The sequence below is a fragment of the Spirosoma taeanense genome (assembly GCF_013127955.1).
In the GTDB taxonomy this organism is placed as follows: Bacteria; Bacteroidota; Bacteroidia; order Cytophagales; family Spirosomataceae; genus Spirosoma; species Spirosoma taeanense.
This window is the reverse complement of record NZ_CP053435.1, coordinates 1,424,724-1,436,521: the sequence shown is the minus strand read 5'-3', so window position 1 is coordinate 1,436,521 and position 11,798 is coordinate 1,424,724. Positions and strand designations below refer to the sequence as shown.

General features: G+C 52.3%; 11 protein-coding genes. 9 read left to right on the top strand and 2 right to left on the bottom strand.

The window, feature by feature from the left end; translation table 11 throughout:
- Positions 1-72 precede the first annotated feature (72 nt).
- On the top strand, positions 73-1,062 hold the full coding sequence (locus HNV11_RS06120) for a patatin-like phospholipase family protein (RefSeq protein ID WP_171738829.1): 990 nt from the start codon (positions 73-75) through the stop codon (positions 1,060-1,062).
- 90 nt (positions 1,063-1,152) lie between these two features.
- On the opposite strand, the gene HNV11_RS06115 is transcribed toward HNV11_RS06120, so the two are convergent.
- Positions 1,153-4,563 carry a TonB-dependent receptor gene (locus HNV11_RS06115; protein ID WP_171738828.1) on the bottom strand — a complete coding sequence of 1,137 codons (3,411 nt, stop codon included), beginning with the start codon at positions 4,561-4,563 and terminating at the stop codon, positions 1,153-1,155.
- Between the two features lie 327 nt (positions 4,564-4,890).
- Here HNV11_RS06115 and selD point away from each other — a divergent pair, with 327 nt between their 5' ends.
- The 7 genes from selD to HNV11_RS06080 all read left to right on the top strand — a co-directional run bounded on the left by selD (position 4,891) and on the right by HNV11_RS06080 (position 10,328).
- Positions 4,891-5,943, top strand: coding sequence for a selenide, water dikinase SelD (selD, locus tag HNV11_RS06110; RefSeq protein WP_171738827.1), 1,053 nt, complete (start codon positions 4,891-4,893; stop codon positions 5,941-5,943).
- Positions 5,944-5,998: 55 nt separating this feature from the next.
- Positions 5,999-6,766, top strand: a complete 768-nt coding sequence (locus tag HNV11_RS06105) for an alpha/beta fold hydrolase (protein WP_171738826.1) — start codon at positions 5,999-6,001, stop codon at positions 6,764-6,766.
- Positions 6,767-6,797: 31 nt separating this feature from the next.
- Positions 6,798-7,499, top strand: a complete 702-nt coding sequence (locus HNV11_RS06100; protein WP_171738825.1) for an SAM-dependent methyltransferase — start codon at positions 6,798-6,800, stop codon at positions 7,497-7,499.
- Positions 7,500-7,576: 77 nt separating this feature from the next.
- Complete coding sequence (locus tag HNV11_RS06095; protein ID WP_171738824.1) at positions 7,577-8,218, top strand: MBL fold metallo-hydrolase; 642 nt, start codon at positions 7,577-7,579, stop codon at positions 8,216-8,218.
- 34 nt (positions 8,219-8,252) lie between these two features.
- On the top strand, positions 8,253-8,921 hold the full coding sequence (pssA, locus tag HNV11_RS06090) for a CDP-diacylglycerol--serine O-phosphatidyltransferase (protein ID WP_171742078.1): 669 nt from the start codon (positions 8,253-8,255) through the stop codon (positions 8,919-8,921).
- A gap of 52 nt (positions 8,922-8,973) precedes the next feature.
- Positions 8,974-9,225, top strand: a complete 252-nt coding sequence (gene purS / locus HNV11_RS06085; RefSeq protein WP_171738823.1) for a phosphoribosylformylglycinamidine synthase subunit PurS — start codon at positions 8,974-8,976, stop codon at positions 9,223-9,225.
- Between the two features lie 95 nt (positions 9,226-9,320).
- Complete coding sequence (locus HNV11_RS06080; protein ID WP_171738822.1) at positions 9,321-10,328, top strand: 3-oxoacyl-ACP synthase III family protein; 1,008 nt, start codon at positions 9,321-9,323, stop codon at positions 10,326-10,328.
- A gap of 57 nt (positions 10,329-10,385) precedes the next feature.
- Here HNV11_RS06080 and HNV11_RS06075 read toward each other — a convergent pair whose 3' ends face one another.
- The gene (locus HNV11_RS06075; RefSeq protein WP_171738821.1) at positions 10,386-10,757 is read right to left on the bottom strand and encodes a CoA-binding protein; all 372 of its coding nucleotides are present in this window, start codon (positions 10,755-10,757) and stop codon (positions 10,386-10,388) included.
- Between the two features lie 332 nt (positions 10,758-11,089).
- On the opposite strand from HNV11_RS06075, the gene HNV11_RS06070 reads away from it, so the two are divergent.
- Positions 11,090-11,686: an HNH endonuclease gene (locus tag HNV11_RS06070; protein ID WP_171738820.1), complete on the top strand. Its 597-nt coding sequence runs from the start codon at positions 11,090-11,092 to the stop codon at positions 11,684-11,686.
- Positions 11,687-11,798 lie beyond the last annotated feature (112 nt).

The window sequence follows — 11,798 nt, the reverse complement described above, 5'->3', positions numbered from 1 at the left end:
CAATTTTCCTTTGTTTATTAATCAAAAACCCTCAACTTACTGCCAATCGATACCCCTGATTCTACGCTATTTATGATCAATAATCCAACCCCAGCACTACCCACTACCGTACCGGCAGAAACACAACCGCCCACCAAAGCGCTGGTTCTGGGTGGAGGCTCATTGAAAGGCGCGTTTCAGGCCGGGGCCGCTATGGCTCTCTTCGAAAGCGGCTTCGTACCCGACCAGCTTTACGGCATCTCTGTCGGTAGTCTGAATGCAACCTTTCTGGCTAACGAAGCCGCCCGGCAGCAGGCCGAAACCGGTCATGTAGACTGGGAGAAAGTCGGGAAATATCTGATTGAATTCTGGATTCGGAACATCACCCGCCCCGACGATGTGGCGGTTATTCGATCCCGTTTCCGAATGGGGTACAATACGTTGATGAGCCGCTTCGACGGGTTGCTCGATAATTCCCCCATTCAGAACCTGATCCGCCGGAATGTCGATCTGGAAGCGTTGAAAACCGGACCCGTTACGTTAAAAGTCGGAGCTGTGGATATCGTGAATGGCGACATGCTGTACGCTGACGCCAACGACCCAAATTTTCTGGATTTTGTCTACGCCAGCAGTTCCCTGCCGTTTCTGATGCCGGCCGTGCAGATTGCGGGCGACCATCGGCGGGCGTTCCTGGATGGCGGGCTGCGCGAAGTGGCTCCGCTGCGTGTTGCTATCGAAGACGGTGCAACCGAAATAGCCTGTGTGGCCTGCCACGCCAAGAAAATCTATAACGAAAAATTCAATTATCGGAACCTGCTTAACCTGGCCGACCGGGTTAAGGACATTACGGTCAATCAGCTTGTCAACAACGATATTGCCTGGGCTGAGCGTTTCGCCGAGCGCGAGCAGCTCCACGGACGTCACCTGCACCTGACGATTATCCGGCCTACCGAACCCTTATTCCTGAACCTGATGAAGTTCACCTCCGACGACATCGGCCGGATGATTGTTTCGGGCTATCAGGCCGGAACGGATATGCTGAAAACGCGTAAGCTGAACGGTGAAGCTGTTGCGTTGACATAGGTCCTAGAACGTGTTTAGAAGGCGTGTCAGGTCTATACTAAAAAACCCCACCAGTTTGCGCTGGTGGGGTTTTTTAGTAACAAAAGCAGATTAGTTGAAGATATACCGGATACCCAACTGAGCCTGATAAACATCATTGATGGTAACGCTGGGCCGGAACGAATCTTTCAGCAGAACCGTCTGGCCGTTTACCACCTGCGTTGCCAACCGGTAACTGGGCACGCCCGTCGTCGTGTTGACACTGGCAACCGTCAGCGGGTTGAAGGTCGTTGCTACGTTACCTACGCCGGAGAAGAAGCCATTGCTGTTGCTGTTAATCAGGTTGCCCACGTTCAGAATATCAGCGCGGAACTGGATTGTATTCCGTTTGCCTTTCGAACCGACGGCTACATAGAACTCCTGGATAACCGTAAAGTCGAAACGGGTCAACCAGGGGTAAGAGCCCCCGTTACGTTCAGCGTACTGACCACGACGCGTTTTCAGATACGAGTTGCCTTCAATATAAGCATCAAAGGCGGCCGCCTGCTGCTCTGGCGAGAAGGTCTGAGCCGTTGCACCCGAACCGATTGTCAGCGGAGAGAACGACAGTTCCGAAGCATTCCGGGGCACGTAGATCAGATCGTTCGTCGTCTGACCATCCGAGTTGATGTCCTGGTTGTAGGTGTACGAAATCTTGCTGCCGCTGCTTGACAGAACGCCGAGTGTAAAGGCCGTAGAACCGCCGAACTTACCACCGTAATTGATCCGGTAGTTCGCGTAACCCACAATCCGGTGGCGCAGGTCCTGGTCCGAATACGACATTGTCAGGAAGTTCTGACCAAGTACGGTCGGAACGTTAGCCTGAACTGTGCTGCCGACAAAAGCCAGATCTCGTGCCAAACCGTAGGTATAGGCCAGCGAGCCACCAAAGCCACGGGCTACAGGCTTTTCGACTTTAGCCGTTACAATATACGAGCTTCCTTTATTCGTGTTTCTCAGCACGAACACGTTTGCTACCTGCGGATTGATATACCGGGCAACGTTCACGGTATTAGCTGAACCGGTGCCCGTGCTCGTGACGCCGAAGGCAGGATAAAGCGGACGGGTGTCTGAACCGCTCAGCGTCCGGGCTGGCGCTTTCAGGTTGGCATCGATGTACCGCAGAGCCTGAATGGTTTTGTTATAAACAAATTCAACAGTACCTACCAGGCCCCAGGGCAGCCGCTGATCAACAGCGATGTCTGACTTCCAGATCTGCGGATACTTCAGGTTGGCATCCGATGCGTTCACCACGTAGGGAGGCAGGTTGGCCAGATTAACGGAAGAGGGATCTGGCGGACGAACAGCCGCTGGCAGCAGGCTCGGATCCGTCACGAACGGATAAGCCCGGGTGTTGGTCACGTTAATAACCGCGGTGTTTACCCCGTTGTTACCCAACTGGTTGGACACCAGTACCTCGGGAATACGCGATACGAAGATGCCGCTACCACCTCGGATCTGCGTTGTCTTGTCGCCTTTTACGTCGTAGTTAAAACCAAGGCGGGGCGACAGCAGCAGACGCGGCCTGGGGAATGCCCCCGTGCTGACTTTGTAGTTCTCACCATTTTCATTTCTGAACGTCAGGCCGGCAACAATTGGGTTGTTGAATGACGAAGCGGTGCTGTTATCATACGCAAAGATATCTCCGCGCAGACCCAGCGTCAGCTTAAACTGCGGGCTGGCCTGATACTCGTCCTGAAAATAGGCGCTATACAGGTTTCGGTTCAGGGTCTGCAGCGGTTCGCCACCACCCGGAATCAGCGAATAGCGCAGGTTGTACCGGGCAACCGTAACGGGCGACGTAGTGCTGGTCGGATTAGTGATCGACGCTAAAGCAGCCTGTTTGAAGTCGTCAATGGAGTTGTACACATACACCCCGTTCGACGACGGGAAGAACACGTTATTTGACGTAAAGTGCTCAAAAACGACCCCGGCCGTGAGCGTGTGCTTACCGGCGAAGTAGCTGAAGTTATCCGTAATGTTGAATGTCGAATAGTTCAGTTTGTTGTTCGGGGTGAACGGATCGAAACCGATCGAGGTGTACGTACTACCATCCTTCAGAATATCAATCGTTGGAAATTGAGACGTTCTATACGTACGGTCTTCAATCTGCTTGTTATAGGTAACCAGCAGGTCGTTGGCAAACTTACCGTTGAAGTTCGAGTTCAGTTCAACCGCCAGCGAACGAGTGTTATCAGCAATGATGTAGCCAGCATTCTGGGGTGAAATAGCCAGGTTACTGTTAGTCCGGTTACCATTACCGGCCGTGTTACTACTGTTACTGTTACTGATGATCACGTCCGACTCCGAATCGTGGTGCGAGTACCGTACAGACAGTTTGTGCTGGTCGTTGATGTTATAGTCCAGACGAATCAGTCCTTTTGTGCTTTTTACTCCGTTATTGAAGTTATCATAAGCGCCCAGGCTGCGACCAAAATTCGTCTGCATGAACTGGTCGAGATCGCGGATATCCGATTCCAGTACGCGGGACACGTTACCGCCAGTAGTCGTTCCCCGGTTCAGGCTCCACGTCAGAGCAGGCGTGCTGCTGTTAAACTGCTCGCCGTTGATAAAGAAGAACAGTTTATTTTTGATAATAGGACCACCCAGCCGGAAGCCAAAGGTTTTTTCATCGATGTTCGGCTTGGGAGTGATCTCGGTTCCGTTCGCTTTGTTACCTACCAGGCCGTTATTCCGGAACAGGTGATATACCGAACCTGAAACATCGTTGGTTCCCGAGCGAGTTACGGCGTTGATGCCCGCCCCGGTAAAGCCGGACTGCCGTACATCAAACGGAGCTACGTTAACCTGAAGCTGATCGATAGCGTCCAGAGAAACAGCCGTTGTTCCCGTCCGGCCACCAGCCAGTGCTGAACTACCCAGCCCGAAGCCATTGTTGAATACCGATCCGTCGATGGTGAAGTTATTGAAACGGGGGTCCTGTCCTGCAAACGACTGCCCGTTGCCGTAGGCGTTATACTTGGTAATATCCGTCAGCGTCCGGGAAATGGTCGGAATCGTGTTGATAGCCTCCCGCGTAAAGGACGCATCCGCGCCCGTCCGGTCCGAACTGAACAGTTCGCTCCGGCTGCCCGACACAACTACTTCGCTTAGGTTCGTGCCTTCGTCATCGAGCTTGAAATTAGCGTCGGCGGCCGTACCCAGACTGGCAAATACGCCTTCTTTTACCTGCGTTTTGAAACCTACAAAGCTTGCGGTAATGGTGTAGGGCCCACCTACCCGAACGTTCGGTAACGTGAACAGACCCGACGTGTTCGTAACCGTACCGTAGCGCGTACCCGATGGGGTATGCACGGCCACGATCGTTGCGCCGGGCAGTCGTTCTCCCTTCGCATCAACAACAACGCCGGTGATTGCCGATGAAGTTACCTGTGCCATTGCCCCGCTCCCACCGAGCAGGACTAACAGCATACTGCCGAACAGCAGTAACGCTGCCCTGAATTGCAGTAATTTTTTAGACATAGAAGTGTTTGATTTGGTTGGTATTCGTAAGAAACTCATACGGTTAGGTAATGCGTCAATTCAGCCGCAAAGATGAAACTTTTTTTTGGGGCAACAAGGTAAGATTTCTTTAAAAAGTACCACCCATGGTCTATTCTCGCGTAATATTCACGGAATAAATCAAACTAAATACCCTTCTGTTCTATTCTTTGTATTAAGCTTATGTTAAACCTATATCCTCATTTGGAAGCCATTGAAGTCCGGACGAACCATTCGGGCGCCTGCTGCGTAATTCAGCAGGCGCCCGATTCAGCCGGGCCGGGTTTTCTTCCTTAGTTTTGTCCCGTTATGCTACCAACCGAAACCACTGCGGTTAAACTTACCCAATACAGCCATGGCGCGGGCTGCGGCTGTAAGATTTCGCCCAAAATTCTGGATCAGATTCTGCACAGTAACCAGACCTCCGCGCAGCCTCATTACAAAAGCCTGCTGGTCGGCAATGACTCGCGCGACGACGCGGCTGTTATGGATATTGGCAATGGAGAAGCGATTATCAGCACGACTGACTTTTTCATGCCCATCGTCGATAATGCCTTCGATTTCGGTCGGATTGCGTCGGCTAATGCCATCAGTGACGTGTATGCTATGGGGGGCGAACCGATTATGGCGATAGCCATTCTGGGCTGGCCGCTGGACAAGCTGCCGCCCGAAGTAGCCGGGCAGGTGATGGCCGGATCGCGCGCCGTTTGTCTCGAAGCGGGTATTCCATTGGCTGGTGGGCATAGTATCGATTCGCCTGAACCTATTTTTGGACTGGCCGTTACGGGTAAAGTCCGGCTTGATCATCTGAAACAAAACAATACGGCCACGGCCGGATGCCGTCTGTACCTGACCAAACCGCTCGGCGTAGGTATTCTGACCACGGCGCAGAAAAAGGGAATCCTAAAACCGGAGCATGCCGACATGGCACCGACTCAGATGGCGCAACTGAACCGGTTTGGCGCAGTGCTGGGAAGACTGCCTTACGTTAAGGCCCTGACCGACGTAACGGGTTTTGGCCTGCTGGGACACCTTACCGAAATGGCTGAAGGCTCCGGCGTAAGTGCTGTAATTGATTACGAAGCGGTGCCGAAACTGCCGGTTGTTGATGAATATCTGGCGCAGAAAAGCTTTCCCGGCGGCACCGTCCGGAACTGGGATAGTTATGGCCATAAGATTGCCCCGCTCACCGAAACCCAGCGGTATGTGCTGGCCGACCCACAAACGTCCGGGGGGCTGCTCATTGCCGTTGAACCGCACAGCACAACCGAGTTTGAGCGGGTAGCTGGAGAAAACGGTCTGAGACTGCAACCGTTCGGTGAACTGGTCGAGCAGAGAGAAAAGCTGGTTTATGTTCAATAAATGATAATACCCACAACGTAAAGAGTCTTTTCGGCTTCTGTGGTTCTTCAAGTCAATGAAACTATTTTTCCGCCAAATGGGCGACACCGGCCCGGCTATCGTTATTCTCCACGGCATTTTTGGCTCATCCGATAACTGGCTGACGATCAGCAAGACAATAGCCGCCCGTGGCTACCGCGTTTTTGCCATCGACCAGCGCAATCATGGTCACTCGCCCCGCGCCAACGAACAGGATTATCAGAGTATGGCCGCCGACCTGCGCGAATTTCTACTTGAGCATAAACTGGAGAACCCGATTCTGATTGGGCACTCGATGGGCGGCAAAACGGTTATGCAGTACGCCATGCTGTATCCGGGAACGTTCGAAAAGCTCGTTGTAGTGGATATTGCCCCCAAGTTTTACCCCGTCCATCACACCGAAATCATTCGCGGCCTGAACGCGATCGACTTACTGAACATTACTAGCCGTAATGACGCCGACGCCATTCTGAGCCGATATGAACCCCTGGTGCCCGTACGCCAGTTTCTGCTGAAGAATCTGTACCGTAACGAACACGGCCGATTCGACTGGCGGCTCAACCTGCCCGTTATCGAGCGCGAACTGCACGGCGTTGGTGAGGAACTGACGAACCCACAGATCGTAACCGGCCCAACGCTGTTTATTCGGGGTAGCGAGTCACCCTATATTCTGGATGAAGATATTCCGGCGATTAAACGCATCTTTCCGAATGCCCGGATTGAAACGATTCAGGGCGCGGGCCACTGGGTACAGGCCGAAAAGCCCGCTGAGTTTGTCGAAACCCTGATGAATTTTCTTTCTTGAACGCGTCCCGACAAATCTGCCTTTTTTCTGTATGCCTACACTTTATCTGATTCCTACTCTCCTCGCCGATGACACCGCCGGACAGGTTTTACCCGCCTATGTGCAGGAGGTTATCGAAAAAACCGATGCTTATTTTGTTGAAAATGTCCGGTCGGCCCGGCGGTTTATCAGTGGGTTAAAGACCAGCCGTGTGATTGACCAGACCACGTTCTTTGACCTGGACAAAGACACGCCCCCGGCCGACACCCGCCGACAGATTCAGGAGTTGATGGAACGTAAACGCAATGCGGGCGTGCTGTCGGAAGCGGGTTGTCCCGGCGTAGCCGATCCGGGCTCGGTAGTGGTTGGCATGGCGCATGCGCTGGGCTGGCGGGTTGAACCTTTAGTAGGCCCTTCGTCTATTTTACTGGCTCTGATGGCGTCGGGGCTGAGTGGTCAATCCTTTGTTTTTCACGGGTATATACCCATTGACCGCCAGGACCGTGCCCGCACGTTACGTCATCTTGAAAAAGAAGCGCAGCAACGGCAGCAGACGCAGATTTTCATGGAGACCCCCTACCGGAACGATGCCCTAATGGCCGACATTCTGGCTAATTGCCAGGGGAACACACGCCTGTGCGTAGCCTGCAACCTGACCGCCCCGGATGCTTTCGTGCGCACACTAACCGTTCGCGAATGGAAAACCCAGGTGCCCGATTTGCGCAAAAAACCAACGGTGTTTCTACTTTTGTAATGGTAAGGCAGCCACACGAACATTTCCGAAGCCTGCCTGCTTTCTATTTACGACGGACAATCTGTCTGCGTTAGCGTATGATTCAAGCGTTTGAATTCTCTCCGTTTCAGGAAAATACATACGTCATTGCCGACGACGTCACGGGCGAAGCCGTAGTGATTGACCCCGGTTGCTATGAGCAGGCCGAAAAAGAAGCATTAGGGCGATTCATTGACGAACGTAAACTGACTCTCAAATACCTGCTGCTCACTCACGCGCATCTGGACCATGTGTTCGGGGTGGCATACGTGAAACGCCGGTATGGCGTAAAAGCCTATCTGCACCCATTAGACCAGCCTATCTACGATGACGTTCCGACGCGCTGCGCTGTTTACGGGCTGCGGGGATACGAACCCGCCGAAATTGATGCGCATCTGAAAGAAGGCGATCAGTTCCGGTTCGGCAACACAATCTTGGATGTGGTCTTTGTGCCGGGCCACGCACCCGGCCATGTCGCGTTTATCAATCACGCGGATCGTTACGTCGTTGGGGGCGATGTTCTATTTCGGGGGAGCGTGGGCCGTACCGATCTTCCCTTCTGCAGCCACAATGACCTGCTGAACAGCATCCGGACGCAGTTTTATACCCTGCCCGACGATTACGTCGTTTATGCGGGCCACATGGACCCAACCACCATTGGGCACGAAAAACGGACGAACCCATTTGTAAGATCGCACTAACTTGAACGCACTACTCAAACACCTTCCCAACGCCATGACCTGCGGCAATCTGCTGTGCGGGTGTATCGGTATAGTTATGGCAATGCGCGGCCATCTGGAAACCGCTTCCTGGCTCATCGGGCTGGCGGCCGTGCTTGACTTCGGCGATGGCTTCGTGGCCCGCCTGGTTAAGGTGTCGGGGCCGTTCGGTAAAGAGCTGGACTCTTTGGCCGACGTTGTCACGTTTGGGGTGTTGCCCGCCGTCATGGTGTTTCAGTTGTGCTGGTTTCAGGAACTGGGCGCAATTTCGTACGGGGCGTTTCTGATTGCCGTCCTGTCGGCCCTGCGGCTCGCCAATTTCAACATCGACACTCGGCAATCGGAGTCATTCATTGGTCTGCCCGTTCCGGCCAACGCCATGTTGATTGGGGCTTTCCCGCTCATGGGTCGCTACCAGCCCCAGTTTGACGGCTTCTGGCAGAACGACATCGCCCTGGGCATGATGATTGCGTTTTCGTTCATGCTCGTATCGGATGTGCCGCTGTTTGCACTGAAATTCAAATCGTTCGGCTGGGCCGAAAACCGCATTAAATATAGTTTTCTGCTGGCATCCGTGCTGCTCCTGTTATTTTTGCAGTACGCAGCCATACCACTCATTATTCTGCTGTACATTATCCTTTCACTTTTTACAAATGAGCGAAAGGTTGAACGAGTAAACCGGTGAATCACCCTCACAACAAACCACTCTTTCGCTTTCGCTCTTTCGCTTTTTACCAATGAAATACATCGCTGAAATCGACATCATGACCCGTCCGGAGATTCTGGACCCACAGGGCAAAGCCGTTAAGTTAGGTCTGCACAATCTTCAGATGGATAGCATCGACAACGTTCGTATTGGCAAACACGTACGGCTGGAGGTCGATGCAGAAACCGAAGAGAAGGCCCGCGAGACTGTCGATTCGGCCTGCCGTCAGTTACTGGCGAACCTCATCATGGAAGAGTATTCGTTCAAGCTGCACACAGCCTGATCCCAGACTTGTAAGGTTTACAAAACCTAGCAGGTCTGGAATAAGCCGTTAACCTTTCAGAATCCGTACCTTTGCCGACTACTATACTATCAAGGATGAATACGGTTTATTCCAGAATTGCAGGATTAGGGTTTTACGTTCCCGATAACATCGTTACGAACGACGACCTGCGGCAATATATGGATACGTCCGACGCCTGGATTCAGGAGCGGACGGGCATCCGGCAACGGCGGTTTTTCACCCACGGCAAAGACACCAACGCCAGCATGGCCACAGCGGCCTCGCGCATGGCGCTGGAACGGGCTGGCTTAGCTGCCAACGACGTCGATCTGATTGTTTACGCTACTCTGTCGCCTGATTATTACTTTCCAGGTTCAGCTTTTCTGATGCAGCGCGAACTGGGCCTGGAAGGTATCGCCGTTATCGACGTCCGGCAACAGTGTTCAGGGTTTGTTTACGCCCTGTCGATTGCCGATCAGTTCATAAAAACCGGTATGTATAAAACCGCGCTGGTGATTGGGTCAGAGATTCAGTCAACGCTGATGGATAAAACCACCGAAGGCCGGGGTGTTGCCGTTATTTTTGGCGATGGCGCGGGAGCGGCCGTTTTACAGGCCACGACCGACCCGGAACACCGGATTCTGTCCACGCATCTACATGCCGACGGCCGTTACGCCGAAGAACTGTATCTGAAAGACCCCGGCAGCAGCCGTCCCGGTCGCTTCGTTTCAACCGAAATGATGGAAACGGGCGGTAGTAGCGTCGTTATGAATGGCAATGCCGTATTTAAACACGCCGTGGTGCGGTTCATGGAAGTTATTAATGAGAGCCTGACGGCCAATGGACTTCAGGCCGAAGATCTTTCCCTGTTGGTGCCGCACCAGGCCAATATCCGGATTTCGAACTACGTACAGCAGCAGATGAACCTGCCGGACGAAAAGGTATTCAACAACATTCAGCACTACGGCAACACAACGGCTGCTTCCATTCCTATTGCCCTGACCGAAGCCTACGAACAGGGCCGCGTCAAACCCGGCGATCTGGTTTGTCTGGCCGCGTTTGGCAGCGGCTTTACGTGGGCCTCGGCGTTAATCCGGTGGTAATTCTTCAGAATCCAGAGAAGCCTGCCAGGCGTATATCGTTTGGCAGGCTTCGGTCTATTAATAGGTCCCGATCGACAGCATAACGAGCGTACAGGCTTCAATTGGCTCAATACCAGCCGACCGAAGTTCACGTTCGAAACCTGGGTTTTCCGCTCCGGGGTTGAAAATTACGCGTCGGGGCTTCAGCCGCTTGATATAGTCATAATAACCCGGCTGATTACGTGGTCCGACATACATCGTCACCGTATCTATATTATCAAGGTCAGGATGACCCGTCCGGATAGTATGGCCCTGAATCTGACCCTGCCGAAGCCCGAGCAACTCAATGTCATACCCATGCCGGAGCAGACTATGAGCCGCCCGATTGGCGTATCGATCCGGTTTCTCGGTTGCGCCAATGATCAGTGTTTTCTTATTACCCGCATTCATGCTCTTGCTGTCAGGCGTTAGTTAATAATACCTGACATTTTTAAAACTCATTCCCTGAATGGGTAGTTCAGATAGCAATTTATCCCGCCCTGAATCGCTACCGTATTCCGTTTAGGTACTGTTGTATGTTTACCCTCTTTTTCTTCAATATCAACTAGCCTCTTTTTAACCATATACGTTTCGTTCCAAGCCAAATTGATTGACATTCAGTATTTTTTTAGCTGGTTTGTCAACTTATTTGTTTTACTTTTGTTAAAGATTTGTTAAACAAAATATCCGCCTTAGCGTAAGTATCGCAACTGAATTAGAGTACCGTATAATCTCTACCGGCGATGAGTGACAAAAAGAACCAGAGCTTCTGGAATGAGAAGTGGATACCCATTTTATTTGAGGGCGTCGAGAACCCTCCCCGCTACGAAGTTTCTAACTATGGCCGGCTGCGGAGCTTTCAGGCCGGCAGTCGTCAGGATAAGCCTGCCCCCGAGTCAAATACTGAAGGTATCATCATTAAAGGCTCAATTATTCAGGGGTATCGGTCGCTGAACATCCGTTCGGAAGGCAAAACGCTGAATCGGTACGTACACAAACTCGTCGCTGAGCATTTCGTTACCCGGGAGAAGTCGGATCAGACATTCGTGATTCACCTAGATCACGATAAACTGAACAATTATTATCCAAATTTGCGCTGGGTAACCAAAGACGAGATGATTGAGCACAATCGCCACAATCCGAACCTGAAAAATCGGGTTATGCCGCGCTCAACCCGGAATTATAAACTGACCGAGAGTAAAGTCAAGATTATCAAGAAGCTGCTGCGTAATGACAAAAATCGCCTGAAGATGATTGCCAAGCAGTTCGGCATAACGCATACGCAGCTAAACCGCATCCGGTCGGGCGAAAACTGGAAGCACGTAACCATTGAAGATTAGCCGGGACCTGTCAGTGGCTGCTTTAGTGGCACTGACGGATGATTATCTGAGTGATGTTTGAGAATATAGTTACAGCCGGTTAGTGTTCTGACCGGCTGACTTATTCAAACGC